This is a genomic window from Cellulosimicrobium sp. G4 BAM 1002 (assembly GCF_057126935.1).
Genome location: NZ_CP182109.1, coordinates 3,436,666 through 3,454,996, shown reverse-complemented (window position 1 = coordinate 3,454,996; position 18,331 = coordinate 3,436,666). Strand labels below are relative to the sequence as shown.

Annotated in this window: 13 protein-coding genes; 2 read left to right on the top strand and 11 right to left on the bottom strand. The window is 74.2% G+C overall.

The window, feature by feature from the left end; genetic code table 11:
- Positions 1–4: 4 nt before the first annotated feature.
- The 6 genes from ACMXGY_RS15500 to ACMXGY_RS15475 form a co-directional block, all read right to left on the bottom strand.
- On the bottom strand, positions 5–1,021 hold the full coding sequence (locus tag ACMXGY_RS15500) for a LacI family DNA-binding transcriptional regulator (protein WP_483773874.1): 1,017 nt from the start codon (positions 1,019–1,021) through the stop codon (positions 5–7).
- Between the two features lie 58 nt (positions 1,022–1,079).
- A complete protein-coding gene (locus ACMXGY_RS15495; protein ID WP_483773873.1) occupies positions 1,080–2,651 on the bottom strand; it encodes a glycoside hydrolase family 1 protein in 1,572 nt (523 codons plus the stop codon).
- A gap of 119 nt (positions 2,652–2,770) precedes the next feature.
- Positions 2,771–3,691 carry a carbohydrate ABC transporter permease gene (locus ACMXGY_RS15490; protein ID WP_483773872.1) on the bottom strand — a complete coding sequence of 307 codons (921 nt, stop codon included), beginning with the start codon at positions 3,689–3,691 and terminating at the stop codon, positions 2,771–2,773.
- On the bottom strand, positions 3,688–4,809 hold the full coding sequence (locus ACMXGY_RS15485) for a carbohydrate ABC transporter permease (protein ID WP_483773871.1): 1,122 nt from the start codon (positions 4,807–4,809) through the stop codon (positions 3,688–3,690). Before ACMXGY_RS15485 ends, ACMXGY_RS15490 begins: the two co-directional genes overlap by 4 nt.
- A 94-nt stretch (positions 4,810–4,903) precedes the next feature.
- Positions 4,904–6,235: an ABC transporter substrate-binding protein gene (locus ACMXGY_RS15480; RefSeq protein WP_483773870.1), complete on the bottom strand. Its 1,332-nt coding sequence runs from the start codon at positions 6,233–6,235 to the stop codon at positions 4,904–4,906.
- Positions 6,236–6,485: 250 nt separating this feature from the next.
- Positions 6,486–6,986, bottom strand: coding sequence for a DUF2505 domain-containing protein (locus ACMXGY_RS15475; protein WP_483773869.1), 501 nt, complete (start codon positions 6,984–6,986; stop codon positions 6,486–6,488).
- 111 nt (positions 6,987–7,097) lie between these two features.
- Here ACMXGY_RS15475 and ACMXGY_RS15470 point away from each other — a divergent pair, with 111 nt between their 5' ends.
- Positions 7,098–8,579: a sensor histidine kinase gene (locus ACMXGY_RS15470; protein WP_483776879.1), complete on the top strand. Its 1,482-nt coding sequence runs from the start codon at positions 7,098–7,100 to the stop codon at positions 8,577–8,579.
- A gap of 105 nt (positions 8,580–8,684) precedes the next feature.
- Here the strand turns inward: ACMXGY_RS15470 and ACMXGY_RS15465 are convergent, their stop codons facing one another.
- Entirely contained in the window at positions 8,685–8,933 is a 249-nt protein-coding gene (locus tag ACMXGY_RS15465; protein ID WP_021481972.1) for a WhiB family transcriptional regulator, read from the bottom strand.
- A gap of 240 nt (positions 8,934–9,173) precedes the next feature.
- On the opposite strand from ACMXGY_RS15465, the gene ACMXGY_RS15460 reads away from it, so the two are divergent.
- The gene (locus ACMXGY_RS15460) at positions 9,174–9,644 is read left to right on the top strand and encodes a hypothetical protein (RefSeq protein WP_483773868.1); all 471 of its coding nucleotides are present in this window, start codon (positions 9,174–9,176) and stop codon (positions 9,642–9,644) included.
- A gap of 5 nt (positions 9,645–9,649) precedes the next feature.
- On the opposite strand, the gene ACMXGY_RS15455 is transcribed toward ACMXGY_RS15460, so the two are convergent.
- The 4 genes from ACMXGY_RS15455 to ACMXGY_RS15440 form a co-directional block, all read right to left on the bottom strand.
- The gene (locus ACMXGY_RS15455; protein WP_483773867.1) at positions 9,650–13,900 is read right to left on the bottom strand and encodes an FtsK/SpoIIIE domain-containing protein; all 4,251 of its coding nucleotides are present in this window, start codon (positions 13,898–13,900) and stop codon (positions 9,650–9,652) included.
- Between the two features lie 131 nt (positions 13,901–14,031).
- Entirely contained in the window at positions 14,032–16,590 is a 2,559-nt protein-coding gene (locus ACMXGY_RS15450) for an ABC transporter permease (protein WP_483773866.1), read from the bottom strand.
- Entirely contained in the window at positions 16,590–17,411 is an 822-nt protein-coding gene (locus ACMXGY_RS15445) for an ABC transporter ATP-binding protein (RefSeq protein WP_483773865.1), read from the bottom strand. Before ACMXGY_RS15445 ends, ACMXGY_RS15450 begins: the two co-directional genes overlap by 1 nt.
- Before the next feature lie 197 nt (positions 17,412–17,608).
- Positions 17,609–18,325 carry a response regulator gene (locus ACMXGY_RS15440; protein ID WP_483773864.1) on the bottom strand — a complete coding sequence of 239 codons (717 nt, stop codon included), beginning with the start codon at positions 18,323–18,325 and terminating at the stop codon, positions 17,609–17,611.
- Positions 18,326–18,331: the final 6 nt, after the last annotated feature.

The following is an 18,331-nucleotide window of genomic DNA, read 5'->3' as shown; positions in this document are numbered from 1 at the left end:
GAGGTCAGACCGAGTCGCGCTCGACCAGCTCGGGTGCGAGCACGTGCGACGCGACGTGCTCGGTGCGCCCCGTGACGAGGTCGAGCAGGAGGTCGGTAGCGCCGCGCACCATCTCGACCATCGGGTTCTGGACCGTCGTGAGCGGCGGCGACGTGCTCGCCGCGTTCATGAGGTTGTCGAAGCCGACGATCGACACGTCCTGCGGCACCCGGCGCCCGTGCGCGGCGAGCACGCGCAGCGCTCCCTCGGCCATGAGGTCCGACGCGACGAACAGACCGTCGACGTCGGGGTGGCTCGCGAGGATGCGCTCCATCGCCGCCGCGCCCCCCGAGGACGCGAAGTCGCCGACCTCGACCGCGTCGTCGGGCAGGCCCGCCTCGTGCAGCACCTCGCGCCACCCGGTGAGCCGGTCGACGCCGGCGGTCATGTCCTGCGGCCCCGCGATGGTCGCGATGCGCGTGCGGCCCGCCTCGACGAGCCGGCGCGTCGCGAGGCGACCGCCCTCGACGTTGTCGACGTCGACGTAGAGCAGGTCCGGCGTCGGGTGGAACGGGCGTCCGACGAACACCGCGGGCAGACGGGCGGCGAGGAGGGCCTCCTCGAGCTCGTCGTCCCGGTGGTGCGACGCGACGATCGCACCGTCCACGTGACCGCTGCTCAGGTACCGCACGATCCGTCCCGGCTGCTCGTCCGGCCGCGCGAAGAGCAGGACGAGCTGCAGGTCGGTCCCGCCGAGCGCCGCGCTGACGCCGCGCATCGTGCCCGCGAGGAACGGGTCGGTGAGGATCCGGTCGTCGGGCTCGGGCACGACGAGCGCGATCGAGTCCGTGCGGCGCGTGACGAGCGAGCGGGCGGCGCGGTTGGGCGTGTAGCCGAGCTCGGCGACCGCGGCGTCGACGGCTGCCTGGGCCTCGGGCGAGACGCGCAGGCCACCGTTGATCGCTCGCGACGCCGTCGAGCGTGAGACACCCGCCGTCTGGGCCACCTCGTCCAGGGTCGGCGCGGAACGCAGGCTGTTCATCAGCACAGTATCCCGCCTCCGGTCCCCGGACCGCACCGTCCCGCCCCCCGTCACGACCTCACTCCCCGGTCGAGGCGTCCGGGGCGGTGGCGCCGACGTGGGCGGGAGCCGCGGCGTGACGCGCAGGAACGGCGTTGTCGCGTGCGACGCCGGCGTACCAGTGGCCGCTCGCCTTGACCGTGCGCTCCTGCGTGGCGTAGTCGACGTGGACGATGCCGAACCGCTTCGAGTACCCGAGCGCCCACTCGAAGTTGTCCATGAGCGACCACGCGAAGTAGCCGCGCACGTCGGCGCCGGCGTCGATCGCGTCACGCGTCGCGCGGAGGTGGGCGTCGATGAAGTCGAGGCGGTCCTGGTCGTCGACCGTGCCGTCGGCCCCGACCTGGTCGGGGTAGGCGGCGCCGTTCTCGGTGATGTACATGGCCACGCCGCGAGGGCCCGTGAAGTCGGACTGCAGCCGGGTGAGCAGGCGCGTCAGCCCCTCGGGCTGCACCTCCCAGCCCATGTCCGTGCGGGGCAGGCCGCGCGAGCGGTCGTGCGCGTCGTCCGCCGCGGGGAACGGGGACGACGTCGCGCGCACGGGTGCGCCCGTCGCGTCGGCGGCGTCGTCGCGGACACCCTCCGGACGGGTCCCGCCGCCCGTCTCGCCCGCCTGGGCCGACTCCGGGTGCCCCGAGACGGAACCGCCGTTGTAGTAGTTGACGCCGAGCGTGTCGATCGGCGTGGAGATGATCTCGAGGTCGCCGTCCTTGACGTGGTCGAGGAGCCCGTAGGGGGCGACGTCGTCGAGCACGTCCGCGGGGTACTCGCCGTGGAAGACGGGGTCGAGGAAGATCCGGTTGAACTGGCCGTCGATGCGACGTGCGGCGTCGACGTCCGCCGGGTCGTCCGGGTCGACCGGGTCGGAGACGGTGAAGTTCAGCGTGATGCCGAGGTTCGCCTCGGGCGCGCGCTCGCGCAGCGCCTGCACGGCGAGACCGTGCCCGAGCAGCAGGTGGTGCGCCGCGGCGAGACCGTCCTCACGCGACTGCCGTCCCGGCGCGTGCACGCCCGCGGTGTACCCGAGGAACGCCGAGCACCACGGCTCGTTGAGCGTCGTCCAGACCCCCACGCGGTCGCCGAGCGCCTCGTGCATCGTCACCGCGTACTCCGCGAAGAGATAGGCGGTGTCGCGCGACGTCCAGCCGCCCTTCTCCTCGAGCGCCTGCGGGAGGTCCCAGTGGTACAGCGTGAGCCACGGCATGATGTCGGCCTCGAGCAGCTCGTCGACCAGGCGGTCGTAGAACGCGAGGCCGGCCGGGTTCACCGCGCCGCCGTCGGGACGCACGCGCGCCCACGACGTCGAGAAGCGGTACGCCCCGAGGTTCAGCCCGCGCATGAGCGCGACGTCCTCCCGGTACCGGTGGTAGTGGTCGCACGCGACCATGCCGTCGTCGCCGTTCACGACGGCGCCCGGCACGCGCGCGAACGCGTCCCAGACGGAGTCCGTGCGGCCGTCGGTGTGCCCCGCGCCCTCGATCTGGAACGCGGCGGTCGCCGCACCCCAGAGGAAGCCCTGCGGCATCTCGACGCGACCGGTCGCGGTCGCCGGGTTCGCCGTGAGGGGCGCGGACGGGACGAAGAGGCTCATGGATCGATTGTCCTTCGGAAGGTCGAGGAGTGGCGCGCGGGCGGGCCTGGGCGGCCCGCCCGCGCGGCGGTCGTCCGCGCTGCGGGAGACGTCTCGCGGTGCGCGGTCGTGCGGAGGGCTCAGCCCTTCACAGCGCCCTGCATGATGCCGGCCACGAGCTGGCGGCCGGTGAAGAGGAAGATCACGATCAGCGGCAGCGTCACCAGGAAGACTCCCGCCATGACGAGCGAGTAGTCGGTGAAGAAGTTCGACTGCAGCGAACGCACCACGAGCGGCAGCGTGGGGTTGTTCTGGTTCAGCACGATCGACGGCCAGAAGAAGTTCGTCCACTGCTGGACGAAGGTGAAGAGGCCGAGCATCGCCGCCGCCGGCCGGGCCGCCGGCAGGGCGATCGACCAGAACGTGCGGAACATCGACGCGCCGTCGACGCGGGCCGCCTCGATGAGCTCGTACGGCAGCGCCTCGCCGAGGTACTGGGTCATCCAGAACACGCCGAACGCCGTGACGAGCGCCGGGACGATGACCGCCTGGAGCTTGCCGATCCACCCGATGTCCGACATGAGGATGTACATCGGGATGACGCCGAGCTGGGTCGGCACCGCCATGGTCGCGATGACGAAGACCAGCAGGGGGCCGCGGCCCCGGAAGCGGAGCTTCGAGAACGAGAAGCCCGCGAGCGTCGAGAACAGCACGACCGACAGGGCCGTGATCACCGAGATGACCACCGAGTTCCAGGCGGCCTTCCAGAAGTTGATCGCGTCCGAGCTCATGACGTCCGCGAACCGCTCGAACAGGCTCGCGTCGGGCAGGAGCTGGGGCAGCGCGCTCTGCGAGATCTCCTCCGGGGTGGACGAACCGAGGATGAGCGTGAAGTAGAGCGGGAACACCGAGATCAGCAGGACGACGCCGAGGATCGTGTACGTCACCCAGCGCGGACGGCGCTGCGTCCCGCCGACGTTCTTGCCGGCCGCCCGACGGCGGGAGGCGGCGCGGGCCGCGCCCGGGCCGGCGGTCTGGGCGATGACGGGGACGGAGCTCATCGCTTCCTCCGGTCGGTCGTGCTGGACGCGGTGCTCCCCGGGGTGGGGGTCGTGCTCACGCGCTGGGTGGACATGGCGCGCTCGGCGCGCGCCCGCTTCTGGGCCTCCCGGCGCCGCCTGACCCACCGTGGTGGCTTGGGCTGTGCGCTCGACGTCGAGATCCGTCGGGTGACGAGGAAGTTGATCATCCCGATGATGATGATGACGAGGAAGAGCAACCAGGCGATCGCGGCGGCGCGGCCGAAGTTCTTCTGGTTGCCCCACGCGACGTCGTAGAGGTAGAGGACCGTGGTCATCCACTGCCGGTCGGCGCCGCCGAGGCCCTGGGCGTCGTACATGCGCGGCTCGTCGAAGATCTGCAGCCCGCCGATCGTCGACGTGATGACGACGAAGATGATCGTGGCGCGGATCTGGGGGACCGTCACGGAGAAGAACTGGCGCACCCGGCCGGCGCCGTCGATGATCGCGGCCTCGTACAGCTCGCGCGGCACGGCCTGCATGGCAGCGAGGAAGATGAGGGCGTTGTAGCCGGTCCAGCGGAAGTTCACCATCGACGCGATCGCGGCGTGGCTCGCGAGGGCGTCGGCGTGCCAGCGGATGGGCTCGATACCGACGACGCCGAGGATCTCGTTGATGAGGCCGTACTGGTCGGCGAAGAGGCGGCCGAAAATCATCGAGACCGCGACGGGTGCGACGACGTAGGGCAGCAGGACTCCCATGCGCCAGAACGTCGCGGTGCGCAGGTTCTGGTCGAGCAGTGCCGCGATGGCGATCGCGGCGATCACCTGCGGCACGGACGAGAGCAGGAAGATCGAGGCGGTGTTGCGCAGCGACTTCCAGAACGTCGGCTGGGCGAGGACGTCGCTGTAGTTCTGCAGGCCGACGAAGTCGCCCTGGCCGCCCAGCAGGTTCCAGTCGTACACCGAGACGACCGCGGTGTAGACGAGCGGGAAGAGCCCGGTGACGGCGAACAGGATGAAGAACGGCGAGATGTACAGGTACGGCGAGAGCTTGACGTCCCAGCGCCCGAGGCGCTGGGAGAAGCCGACGCGGCGCGGCGTGCGCTCGGTCGGCCCGCGGAGCCCGGGCGAGGGCTGGGTGGGCGAGAGGACGGCCATGTGGGATTCCTGGGCTGCTGGGTCTGGACCGGGACGGGCGGGGACGCGGGCGGGGCCGGGCCGGCGCGCTGCGCACCGGCCCGGCCCCGTCAGGTCACAGACCCAGGTCCTGGAAGGACTGGATCGTCTTCTGCCACGACGACGCGGCGTCGTCGGTCTTCTCGACGTCCACGCGCTTGATGCCGTCCTGGACGGCCGTGTGGACCGAGAAGTAGTTCGCGCCCTTGAACGGGGCACTGTCGATCGCGAGCGCACGGTTCACGAAGATCTCACCGACGGGGGCGGCGTTGAAGAACTCGTTCGTGAAGGACTGGACCGCGTCCGACTCCTGAGCCTCGAGCTGCGACGGGAACGTGCCCGCGTTCTCGAAGGCCGTCGTCTGCTGCGCCGGGTCGGTCAGCCACGCCGCGAGCTCCTTGGCCGCCTCGGCGTTCGGGCCCGAGGCCGGGACCGTGAGGAACGAGCCGCCCCAGTTGAGGCCGCCGCCGGGGAAGACGTCGGCGACGTTCCAGCCGGTGACGCCACCTGAGCGCTCCTCGACCGGACCGGTCATCCACGCGGGGCAGATCATCGTCGCGAAGCCGTTGTTCTGGAACGCGGCGTCCCAGTCACCGGACCACTGCTCGAGACCGGCCGACAGACCGTTCGTCGTGGACTGCTCGAGCACCGTGTCGTAGATGTCGATGATCTCCTGGTTCGTCGCCAGGTCCTTGACGGTGCCGTCCGACTCCTCGTAGGCGTTGTCGATCTGGTTGACCATGGCCTGCGAGATCGACATCGCGGAGTCGTACCAGGCGGAGTCGCTCGCACCGACGAACGTCGCGCCGGCCGCGAAGTAGTCGTCCCACGTCGCGTCCTCGCCGCCGAGGAGCTCCGCCACCTCGGCGGGGTCGGTCGGCAGCCCGGCGGCCTCGAAGAGGTCCTGGCGGTAGCAGATCGCGCTCGGGCCGATGTCGGTGCCGTAGCCGATGAGAGCGCCGTCGGGCGTCGTCGCCTGCTGGACCTTCCAGTCCACCCAGCGGCCCTCGAGCTCGGGGTCGGTGAGGTCGGTGAAGAGGTCGGGGTACTGCATGAGCTCGGGGAGCCAGTCGACCTCGATGGCCTCGATGTCGGCCAGGCCCTCGCCGCCGGCGGCGAGCTTGGTCGTGAGGTTGTTGCGCGCGTCCTCGGACTTGGCCGCCTTCGTCTGCTTGACGGTGACGTTCGGGTGCTCCTCGGTGTAGGCCGCGAGCAGCTCGTCGGAGTAGCCGAAGTCGTTGAACGTCGCGACGGTGAGGGTGATCTCCTCGTCGCCCGAGCCCGTCTCGTCGTCGTCCGAGCCGGAGCCGCTCGAGCACGCGGTCAGGGTGAGGGTGAAGGCCGCGAGGCCCGCGACGGCGGCGATCGCCTTGCGGGGGCGGCGGGTCGTACGAGTGCTGCTCAGCACGGTGACTCCCTTGTCGGTGGGGCGGGGTTGTGGCAGCGCTCCCACTCCAGAGTGGTAGCGCTTCCACGCAACGAGGTGATCGTGGCCGTCAGGGCGAACCCGTGTCAAGCGCCGTCGGGGTCGTCGCGGCTGTGGTCGCGCTCCCACCCAAGCATCTTCGCAGGTCAGGGCGTTGCACGGTGGAGCGGCGGCTCGCCTCGGTCGCAAAATCGTTACCGGTTCGAGACCGGTGCACGGGTCTCGGCCGGCGTCAGCGCGCGAGCCACTCCAGGGTCGCCGCCTGCTCCGCGGCGAGGGACGAGCGGACCGCCCCCACGGCGGCCTCCTCGATGGCCCGACCGAAGAGCGGGACGGACGCCTTGACCTCGCCGGTGTACGTCTGGACGGTGCCGGCACCGTCCGGCACGAGCACCACCGTGCCGGTCAGGCGTACGGGTGCACCCGTGATCTCGAGCGACACCGTGCCGGCGCGCTCGCCGTCGCGCGCGGGCTCCCAGGCCTCGGCCTGACGGATCTCGAGCTCCCCACCGACGAACGACCGCACGTGCGCGGGGATCTGTGCCGTCGGCAGGGTGCGACGCACCACCACGACGAAGCCCTCGTCCTCGCTCCCCGTGACGTCGACCTGCTCGACGCGCGCGCCGTCGCCGCCGGAGCGCGCGGCCCGCCACCGGACGAACTCCTCGTCCGCGAGGAGGGCGCCGACGACGTCGACGGGAGCGGGGTAGCGCAGCACGACGCTCAGGTGCACGGGACCTCCTCGGCCCCCACGGGCCTCTCGACGGTTCGGGCGACGGCGAGCGCGGTGCGCCCAGTGGGACTCTACCGGCCGGACCCCTCTAGTCTGGGGTCCGTGTCTGCCATGAGTGACCTCATCTCCCGCCACGCCGAGCTCGGTGCGGCGGACAACGAGTGGCTCCACCTCCTGGTGGGGGACTGGCAGGTGATCTCCGACCTCGCGTTCGCCGACCTGGTGCTGTGGCTGCCCACCACCGACGGGAACTTCGTCGCCGTGTCGCAGTGCCGGCCGTCGACCGGGGCCACCGTCCACTACGACGACATCGTCGGCTCCTTCGCGCCCGAGGGCCAGCGCCCGCAGCTCGAGCGCGCGCTCACCGAGGCGCGCTCGCAGCGCTCGCGCGAGCCCCGCTGGTTCGGTGCGTACGCGGTGCGCGAGGAGGCGATCCCGGTCGTCCACGACGGCCGCCCGATCGCCGTGGTCGCCCGGCAGACCAACCTCGGCAGCGGCCGCACGCCGAGCAGGCTGGAGCTCAACTACGTCGAGGCCGCGGACGACCTCATCGCGATGATCTCGCGCGGCGAGTTCCCCTTCCCGAACGCGGCGACCGGTCCGCGCCGCGGCGCACCGCGCGTCGGCGACGGGCTCATCCGCCTCAACTCCGAGGGCGAGGTCCTCTACGCGAGCCCGAACGCCCTGAGCTGCTTCCACCGCCTCGGCGTGATCGGCCCGCTCGTCGGCCGGTCGCTCGCCGAGGTGACGGCGGACCTCGTCGAGCACCGGACGCCGGTGGACGAGTCGCTTCCGCTCGTCGTCATGGGTCGGGCGCCGTGGCGCACGGAGATCGAGGCGCAGCGCGTCGCGCTCTCGCTGCGGGCGCTGCCGCTGACGGAGTCCGGCCAGCGCATCGGCGCGGTCCTGCTGTGCCGCGACGTGTCGGAGCTGCGGCGGCGCGAGCGCGAGCTCATCACGAAGGACGCGACGATCCGCGAGATCCACCATCGCGTGAAGAACAACCTCCAGACCGTTGCCGCGCTCCTGCGCCTGCAGGCCCGCCGCATGGACGTCCCCGAGGCGCGTGCGGCGCTCGAGGAGGCGATGCGTCGTGTCGCGACCATCGCCCTCGTGCACGAGAGCCTGTCCCAGACGCTCGACGAGGAGGTCGAGTTCGACGACATGGTCGGCCGGGCGCTGCGGCTCGCGGCCGACGTCGCGTCGGCGGACACCAGCGTGCGCACCGTGGCGACCGGGACGTTCGGGCTCGTTCCGGCGGAGGACGCGACGCCGCTCGCGCTCATCCTCACGGAGCTCGTGACGAACGCCGTCGAGCACGGTCTCGCGAAGCGGGAGTCCGGGACCGTCGAGGTCTCGGCCGAGCGCGACGGTTCGGCGGTGCGCATCGTCGTGTCGGACGACGGCAAGGGCATGCCCGAGGGCGACGTCGCGCTCGCAGGGAAGGCCGCCAAGAGCGGTCTCGGCACGCAGATCGTGCGCACGCTCGTCACGAACGAGCTCGGCGGCACGATCGAGTGGTCGCCGCGGCCGGGCGGCGGGACGCAGGTCGTGCTCGAGCTGGTCCTGCGCGACGGCAACCGCCAGCAGTAGCGGCTCCAGGGAACGACGACGGGCCGCCACCCCGGGGGAGGGTGACGGCCCGTCGGACGATCGGTGGGCGCCCGTGGCGCCGTGGGTCGAGCGTCAGCCGGCTGGTCAGCCGGCCCGGCGTGCGCGAGCGGTGCGGCGCTTGAGCGCGCGACGCTCGTCCTCGGAGAGACCGCCCCAGACACCGGCGTCCTGACCGGACTCGATGGCCCACTTGAGGCACGTGTCCACGACGTCGCACCGACGGCAGACGGCCTTCGCCTCCTCGATCTGCAGGAGCGCGGGGCCCGTGTTGCCGATCGGGAAGAAGAGCTCGGGGTCTTCGTCCAGGCACGCTGCGCGGTGGCGCCAGTCCATGTTCGTCATCTCCTTGGCATGAGAGGAGCCTGGTCTCGAGATGATGAGTCTCCGTGGAGGGGCGCCGCAGATGGGGGCCTCGCGTGACCAGGCTGGAGCGGGGGGTAATTGATGCTTGAACCAGGTTCACACCTCGTGAAGCCCAGCACAAGGGGTTACGAGGAAGTTTCCTCAACGTGAATCGTGAGGTGTTCGTCACAAGCGTGTGAAGCCGCAGGTCGGCGCGTACGCTGGGTGATCGTGCCCCCCGCCGAGCCGTCCGGAGCGCCCTCCGGAACCCCGTCCGAGCCCACCCCCGGAATGCCCGGGGCATCCGGCGTGCCCGCGCGGCCGGCCGCCCTCACGGCCCTCCTCGTCGGGGTCGGGATCGAGATCGTCGCGCTCGTGGCAGGCGCCGTCCTGATCCTCGTCGAGCTCGTCGGTGGCGGGTCACAGTCGCTCGGCGTCAGCCTCTTCCTGGTCGTGTTCGCGCTCGGGGTCGCGGCGATCCTCGCCGCGAGCCTGCGGGGCCTCGTGAGGGGGCAGCGCTGGTCCCGCTCGCCGGTCGCGACGTGGCAGGTGCTCCAGGGGGTCGTGGCGATCAGCTCTCTCCAGGTCGGCGTGACGCCGTGGGTGGTGGTAGGCCTCGTGCTCGCAGTCGTCGTCCTCGTCCTGCTCATGCTCCGGCCCGTCGTCGAGGCCACGACGCGCGACGCCCGCTCCCAGGCCTGACGCGCTCACACGGCTGACCGCGCGACGGTGACCTGCACGGGCGCGACCCGCCCGCCCTGGACGACGACGCCGCGCCCGGGCCGGGGCCGGCCGGGGTCGGTCAGCCACTCGACGCCGTGCCCGAACACGTCGGCGCTTCCCCGCTCGCCCGGTGCCAGGACGACTCCCGCCCGTACCCCGCGCAGGTCCGCGAGCGGGCCGCGCAACGCCATGGCCGCTGCCGCGGTCGTCGCGGAGGCGAGGAGGACGAGCCCGTCACGGCGCAGGGCGGCCAGCCGGTCGGCCTCGAGCACGCACAGCTGGCCGAGCAGGTCCAGGTCGTCCACGACGACGACGTCGAGCCGGTCAGGGCGGTCGGGCCGGGCGGGGCGACCGGATGGTTGCGCGGGCGTCCCCGTCCGTGCCGCGAGGGCCTCCAGGAGCTCCGCGACCTCGACGGGCGAGTGCCGGGTGACGACGGGGACGCCTGGACCGGCGAGCGCCAGGAGCGCGTCGTCCCGGGCCACGACGCCGCGCAGCACTCCCGCCTCCGCGGCACGGCGCGCGAGCACGGTGAGCGCGTTCGTCCGTCCGCTCCCCGGCGGCCCGACGACGAGCGCTCCGCGCGACACGTCGAGGGTCAAGATCCCGGCGTGGTCCCCGCCTCGACCGACGGCGACCCGCAGGCCGCCAGGCCCCGGCCCGTCCTCCCGCTCCGTGCCGGTGGCCCGGCCGGCGTCCGGGTCGAGCTCGTGCGCGTCGACCCGCTCGGGCAGCCGGACGAGCCGGACCGGACTCTCCCGGTGCCCCGGCAGGCCCGTCCTGGCTCGGGTGCTCTCCAGCAGCGCCTCGCGCGAGACCTCCTCGCCCCGTGCCACCTGGCACACGACCGGTTCGCCCGGGCCGAGCCAGATCGCGCGTCCGGCGGGACCGCCCTGCCCGGCGAGCGCCATGGGGACGCCGAGCGACACGTCGTCGTGACGGTCGCGCGACGTCAGCACGGCGCGCACCCCGACCAGCGAGGCCAGCCCGGCGACCGTCGGACCGCTGCCCGCGACGGCGAACGCGGCGCCGGAGTCGGCGATCGCGTCCGCCAGCAGGTCCGCCCCGGCACCACCCGCGAGCGCCCCGAGCGTGCTGCGCACCGCCTCGACGTCGTCGACGACGACCAGCGTCGGGGTGCCGGTCGTGAACCCGTCGGGTCGCTCCTGCCCGTCGTCGTGCCCCGCGAGGAGGCGCAGGAGGCGCGCGAGGCGACGGGCGTCGCCGCGGTCGACGACTGTCCCCGTGCCCGGGTGCGCAGCGAGCTCGACGAGCCCGGCGCCCACGGCGTGAACGGTCCACCCCTGCGCCAGGGCGGCGAGCGCGACCGTGCGCAGCGCCGTCGTGCGCCCCGAGCGTGCGCGGCCGAGGACGGCCAGGTGCCCGTCACGCGGGTCCCAGCGCACGACGGCGCGGCGCTGGTCCGCGGGCACGTCGCCGAGGGCGACGGGAAGGGCCGGGCCACCCCCGTCCGTGCCCGGGAGGGCGTCCGGCGCGACCTGCGTCGGCAGCGCCGGGAGCCACGGCGGCGCGGGGCGCGGCAGCCTCGTACGCTCCGCGACCTCGCGCGCGGCGGCCACGAGCCGCACGAGGACGGCACCTGCGGCGGGGGGCGGAGTGTCCGCTGCGCGGGGCGCGCTGCCCCACGCGGGGGCGAGGCGCACGCCGGCCGCGTGGTCGGGGGCGGGCGCCGACGCACGCGCGCACTGAAGCGCGACGGGCGCCTCGGCCCCGCGACGCAGGACGAGCCGGCCGGGCGTCGACGCGGGGACGAGAGCGGCGTGCGGGGACTCGACGACGTCGCGCGAGTCGGCGACGTCGACGACCCGCAGCGCGAGCCGCAGCGTGATGTTGGCGCGCACGTCGGCGCTGACGGCACCCGTCGGCCGCTGCGTCGCGAGGACGAGGTGGACGCCGAGAGACCTCCCCTGCGCGGCGATGCGCAGGAGTCCCGGCAGGAAGTCCGGCAGGTCGTCGGCGAGCGCGCGGAACTCGTCGACCACGACCACGAGGCGCGGCAACCTTCCCACGGGGAGGTCGTCGACGCTCGCCGCGCCGAGGCCGGCGAGGACGCGCTCGCGCCGGTGCAGCTCCGCGCGCAGGCCGGCGAGCGCGCGCCCGGCGAGCCCGGGGTCGAGGTCGGTCACCTGGCCGACGACGTGCGGGAGCTCGCCGCACGCTCCGAAGGTCGCTCCGCCCTTGAAGTCGACGAGCGCGAACGTGAGCTCGGTGGGGGACCGGCCGAGCGCGAGTCCCGTCACCAGGGTCTGCAGGAGCTCGGACTTCCCGGCGCCGGTCGTGCCGGCCACGAGCACGTGGGGGCCGTCGGCCACGAGGTCGACGGTGACGGGCGTGCCGCCCGACCCGACGCCGAGCGGGCAGCGCAGCGCACGACCGTCACGGCGGGCGGCGTCGGACCAGCGCGCGGCGACCCAGTCGGCGAGGTCCTGCGCAGGGGCGCCGAGGAGCGCGGCGAGCGACACGTCGGCCGGCAGCGAGCGCGCGGTGGGGTCCCCCGGGTCGGGTTCGGCGTGGGCGCCCCCACCCAGGCGACCGAGGTGCGCGGCCGCCGCGAGGTGGCGCGCGAGCGCGTGCGCCCACGCGACGCTCACGCCGACGTGCGGACGGGACGTGCGCACGCCGTCCGCGCCCGTGAGCACCGCCGTCGGGCCGGAGACGTCGAGCACCGTGCGGCACCATGCCGGCACGCGGGCACGGTCCTCGGTCACGAGGACGAGCCGCGTCCCCGCCGGGCCGAGCCGCTCCCACGCACCCGCGAGCTCGCCGGGAGCCGGATCCCCGTCGACCAGGAGCACGTCGGCGTCGGCACGTGCCGGTGCGTCGCTGCCGAGCCGCGGCACCGGCCCCGCACCCGGGAGCCAGCGGCACCACGACCACTCCGCCGCGGCGGACTGGGCGTGGCGGACCGTGAGCGTCGCGCCCTCCACGAGCAGCTCCGCGAGCACCGCGCGTGCCGCGCCGAGGGCAGCGGCGCGCGGTCCGACCACGGCCACGCACCCGTCCGGGAGCGGCACCGCACCCGGCACCGCTCCCGGAGCTGCGTCATCGGCGAGCGCCGCCACGCCCGCCCCCGCTCCCGAGCGCCGGTCGGCCTGCGCGCGGCGCACCGCCGGAGCGCGATGGGCCACCGTCGCCCAGGTGAGGACGTCGGCGGGACGCGGCTGCAGCGGGTCCGCGGGGACGCCGTCCGCCCCACCGGGCGCGTCGGCAGTGCCGCCGCTCGCACCCCGGGACGCGCCCCCGCTGGAGGAGGCCGCGCCCCCCGTCGTGCCCCCCGTCGTGCCGCGCGTCGCGGCCACCGGGTGCTCCGCCGACCGCCGGGCCGCGCGCCGCCGTCGGGCCGCGACGACGGCAGGGAGGAGCAGCGCGAGCGGTCCCGTGAGCGCGAGCAGCGCGTACAAGGGCTGCCGGAACGTCACGGCGAGCGCGAGCGACGCGACCGCGGGCATGAGCGCCGTCGTGAGCTGGGTCGTCCACGACCGGTCGGGCCCGTCCGCCGCTGCGGCGCTCGCGGGACCCGGGCGGAGCACGGGGCGGGGAGCGTGCTCGAGCACCGGGCGCGGACGGAGCTCGTACGCGGCGCCCGGCGTGACGATGGTCTGCCCGGCACGCCACCGGACCGGGCGCCACGACGCGACGCGTCGTCCGCGCCGACCCGGGACGCGTGAACCCTCGCGCACGCGCCGGGTGCCGCGCGGTGCGCGGATGGCGAACCGCGTGCCGCGGCGGGTGCGGACCCAGCGGACGTCGAGGTCGTCGACCGTGAACCGGCCACGGGCGCGCGACAGCGACGACGCCGCGCCCGGGGCCGACCCACGACGGCCGCCCGCACCAGGATCCGCATCGGCGCCGGGGGCGGCCACGAGCCTCCCGGCGTCCGCCCCGGCGACGACCGCGACGTGCCAGGGGGCGGCGAGCACGTCCGGCGCGTTGCCGCCGAGGGCCCCGTCCGTGGTGATCGTCGCGCCAGGGAGCAGCGGCCGGGTGCCGCAGCGGTGGTCGTCGTCCAGCAGGACCCCGTCGACGAGGAGCGTGGAGGTGAGCAGCTCCGGCCGGCACGCGAGGTCGGCGAGGGCCGCGCGCGCGTCGCCGAGGCGCGTGCCGGCGTCGAGCAGGACGTCGGTGCTCGGACGGAGCGTCACGCGCACGGTCCCCGGCGCGGAGCAGGCGCGTGCGGCGAGGACGGGCGCGGAGGGCGAGGGTGAGAGAGGCACGGGTGGCACGGGGTGATGCTGCCCGACGGCGGACGTCGAAGCGGTGGAGACGACGGCGCCCCTGTGGACAACATCGTGTCCACAGGGGCGCCGTCGTGCGTCCGGCGGTCTCCCGCCTGGCGTCGTCCGCCTCAGTCGACGGCCAGCGCCTCCACCGGGGAGGTGCGCGCCGCCGTCCGGCCCGGGACGACCGAGGCCACGAGGCCCGCGACGAGCGCGACGACCAGCACGAGCGCCACGTCACGCCACGGCACCGCGAGCGACACGTCGCCCATGATGCTCAGCGCCGTGGCCGCGCCGGCCCAGCCGTACAGCACGCCGAGCACGATGCCGAGCACCGCCCCGACCCCCGCGATGAGCATGCCCTCGATCGCGAGCATCCAGCGCAGCTGCGACCGGCTGAGGCCGATGGCGCGCAGCGTCGCGGACTCGCGACGGCGCTCGATCACCGACAGCGACAGCGTGTTCGCCACGCCGATCAGCGCGATGACCACCGCGACCGCCAGGAGACCGACGATCACGCCGAGGATCGTGTCGATGACGCTCTGCATCGCCGCGCGCTCGACCGCGATGCCGGCCACCTCGACGGGCGTGTCCGACTCGACGATCGCGTCCTGGATCGCGGGCACGACCTGCGTGGCGTCGCCCGTGTCGTCGAGCCCGACCCACAGCCGGGACACGAGGGCCTCGGGCGCGAGCTCCCGTGCGTCGGCCGTGTCGAGCAGCCAGCCGTCGCCGATCGCTCCCACGTGCGCGGTCACGTCGAGCGTCGCGCCGTCGGGGCCGGTGAGCTCGAGCGTGTCGCCGTCGGCGACGCCCCAGGCCTCGGCGTCGAGCTCGGGCACCATGACCGTGCCTGGCGCGAACGGCTCGAGGACCGCGGGCGAGCGCACGACGGCGCGCGCCTGGTCGGGGTCCACGCCGTGCGCGGTGATCTCGGTGCCGTCGGGGAGGGTGACGGTCGTCGCGGAGAGCTCCACGACGCGCGAGACGCCGTCGGTCGCGGAGACGGCCCGCACGACGTCCCCCGGGACGGCGTCGCCCGTCCACCCGTACGCGTCCGTCGCGACGAGGACGTCGACCGGGTACTGGTCGTCGAGCGCCGAGTCGAGGCTCGTGCGGGCGCTCGCGGCGCCGGTCGACATCATCGCGACGAGCGTGACGCCGATGAGCAGCGCGGTGCTCGTCGCGGTGGTGCGGCGCGGGTTGCGCAGCGTGTTCGCGGTGGCGAGCCGCGCCGTCGAGCCCGAGCCGGCGAGCAGGCGCCCGACGAGCGCGACCACGGCCGGCAGCCAGAAGACCGCGCCGACGAGGACGCCCACGAACGACAGGCCGCCGCCCGCGACCCCGGCGAGGAGGCCGACCTCCGGGCTCCCGTTCGCGCCCAGGAGGATGCCGCCGGCGAGCAGGGCCGCGCCGCCCACGGTGAGCAGCGTCGCGACGACGAGACGGACGCGACCGCCGCCGCGCGCGACGTTCGGCGCGTCCGCGGGGCGCAGGGCCTCGAGGGGCGCGACCCGCGTCGCGGCGCGCGCCGGGGCGAGCGACGCGACGACGGTGACGAGCGTGCCGACGAGCAGCGGCACCAGGACGACCGCGGGCGTCACGGTGATGGTCGCCGGGATCGGCACCCCGAGGTCGGCGCCCCGGGCGACGAGGAGCGCGAGCTGCGTGAGGAGCCCGCCGAGGAGGACGCCGCCGACGGACGCCGTGACGCCGAGGATGGTCGCCTCGGACAGGACGGACCGTGAGAGCTGGCTCTTGCTCGCGCCGACGGCGCGCAGCAGGGCGAGCGTGCGCGTGCGCTGGGCGACGAGCACCTGGAACGTGTTCGCGATGACGAGCGCGGCGACGAGGAGCGCGACCGCGGCGAAGCCGAGGATGACGTACGTGAACACGTCCTGGCCGCCCGTCATGCGCTGGGCCTGCGACTGGGCGTGCTCATCGGGCGTCACCGCCTTCGCCTCGTCCGGCGACGCGGCGACGAGGGCCGTGCGAGCCGCCTCGAGGTCCGTGCCCGGCGCGAGCCCGACCATCGCCGCGGAGTACGTGGCCTCCGGGTCGTCCGGCATGGCCTGGGCCTCCTTGCGGGCGGCCACATCGGCGGCCGTGAGCACGACCGCTCCACCCATCTGGGCGTACGCGCCGTACGGGTCGTCGGTCGTGCCGACCACGGTCAGCTCGTCGCGCACCTCGACGTAGTCGCCGCCGTCGGGCTGGGACTCGTCCCAGACGTTCGTGGAGGAGATCACCGTGTCCCCGATCCCGACGCCGAGGCGCTCGGCGACGGCGGTCGGGAGCGAGACCTGCCCGGGAGCCGACGGCATCGCGCCCTCGACGACCTCGAGCGGCTGGAAGCGCGGGTCGGACGGCGCGGGGACGCCCATCTGGAACACGCGCTTGGCGCCGTGGGAGAGGTCGAGGTAGGTGACGGTCACCGCGTCCACCGCGTCGACGCCCGGGACGTCGCGCAGGGCGTCGACGTCGGCGGCCGTCAGCTCGGCAGGGGCGGACACGACGAGGTCGGCGTCCGCGAACTGCGCGGCGATCGAGTCGTTCGTGGTCTGGGTGATGACGTTGCCCGCGATGAGCGTCGCCGTGACGAAGGCCGTCCCGATGACGATCGCGACGCCGGCCGCGACGAGGCGGCCGATGCTGCGGCGCATCTGCGCCAGGGTGAGACGGAGCATCAGGCGCGCACCGTCCCGTCGCCGGCGCCCGGCGTCTCGAACGTGCGCAGCGCGTCGAGGCCGGCGAGGACCGACTCGGGCGTCGGGTCGGCGATGTCGCCCGCGATGCGACCGTCCGCGATGAGCACGACGCGGTCCGCGTACGCCGCGGCCGTCGGGTCGTGGGTGACCATGATGATCGTGCGGCCCAGCTCCCGGACGGAGCGGCGCAGGAAGCTCAGCACCTCGGCCCCCGAGCGCGAGTCGAGGTTGCCCGTCGGCTCGTCCGCGAAGACGACCTCCGGCCCGGCGATGAGGGCGCGCGCGATGGCGACGCGCTGCTGCTGGCCGCCCGACAGCTCGCTCGGCCGGTGGCTCAGGCGCGCCTCGAGCCCGAGGGTGCGCACGAGCGTGTCGAACCAGGCGCGGTCGACGGTGCCGCCTGCGAGCTCGACGGGCAGCGTGATGTTCTGCTCCGCGGTGAACATGGGCAGCAGGTTGAAGGACTGGAACACGAAGCCCACGCGGTCGCGACGCAGCTGGGTGAGCGCGTTGTCGTTCAGCCCCGTGACCTCGGTCTCGCCGATGAACGGGTGGCCGCTCGTCGCCGTGTCCAGACCGGCGAGCAGGTGCATGAGGGTCGACTTGCCCGACCCCGACGGCCCCATGATCGCCGTGAAGTGGCCGCGCTCGAAGTCGACGTCCACGCCGTCCAGCGCGTGCACCGCGGCCTCGCCCGTGCCGTACGTCTTGCGCAGCGAGCGGGCCCGCACCGCGGGCGGTCCGGCGGGGGAGCCGCCGTCGGGCGCGGGGTCGGTGGGTCGGTACACGGTCGTGTCCACGTCATCTCCGGGTTCGTCATCTGTCGTCGTGCGGCGCGCTCCGGTGGGCCGGGGCGTGCTGCGGGATCATGGACGACGCTACGGAGCGTGCCGGTCCCGGCGCGTCCTGCGACGGTCGGGTCCTGTGCGCCGACCGGGTCATCCCGTGGTCGTAGCCGCCCAGCGCCCAGGGCTGACACGTCGACGCGCGCGGGCGCTCAGGCGCCGGGGCGGACCAGGCCCGTCTCGTACGCCGTGACGACGGCCTGGACGCGGTCGCGCGCGCCCAGCTTGGCGAGGATGCGCCCGACGTGGGTCTTGACCGTCGCCTCCGCGACGAACAGGTCGCTGCCGATCTCCGTGTTGGACCGGCCGCGCGCCATGAGCACGAGCACCTCGCGCTCGCGCTCGGTCAGGGCCGCGACCGCGGCGTGGGCGGGGGAGTCCTCGACCTGTTCCGCGGGCAGCGCCGTGACGAGGTGCTCGAGCAGGCGGCGCGTGGACGACGGTGCGATGACGGCGTCGCCCCGGTGCACGGTGCGGATCGCCGCGAGCATCTCCTCGGGCGGCGCGTCCTTGAGGAGGAAGCCGCTCGCGCCCGAGCGGATCGCCTCGAGCACGTACTCGTCGAGGTCGAACGTCGTCAGGACGATGACCTTGGGCACGTGCCCGCCGTCGGCCGCCGCGGCCGTGAGGCGCGCCGTCGTCTGGAGGCCGTCCAGGTGCGGCATGCGCACGTCCATGAGGACGACGTCGACCGGGTGGTCGCCGAGGAGGCGCAGGGCCTGCAGCCCGTCGCCCGCCTCGACCGTGACCGTGAGGTCGGGCTGGGAGTCGATCACCATGCGGAAGCCCGCACGGACGAGCTGCTGGTCGTCGACGAGCGCGACCCGCACCGGGGCGGCGGGTCCGGGCGTGGGCAGGGCGTCGGTCATGGGGTC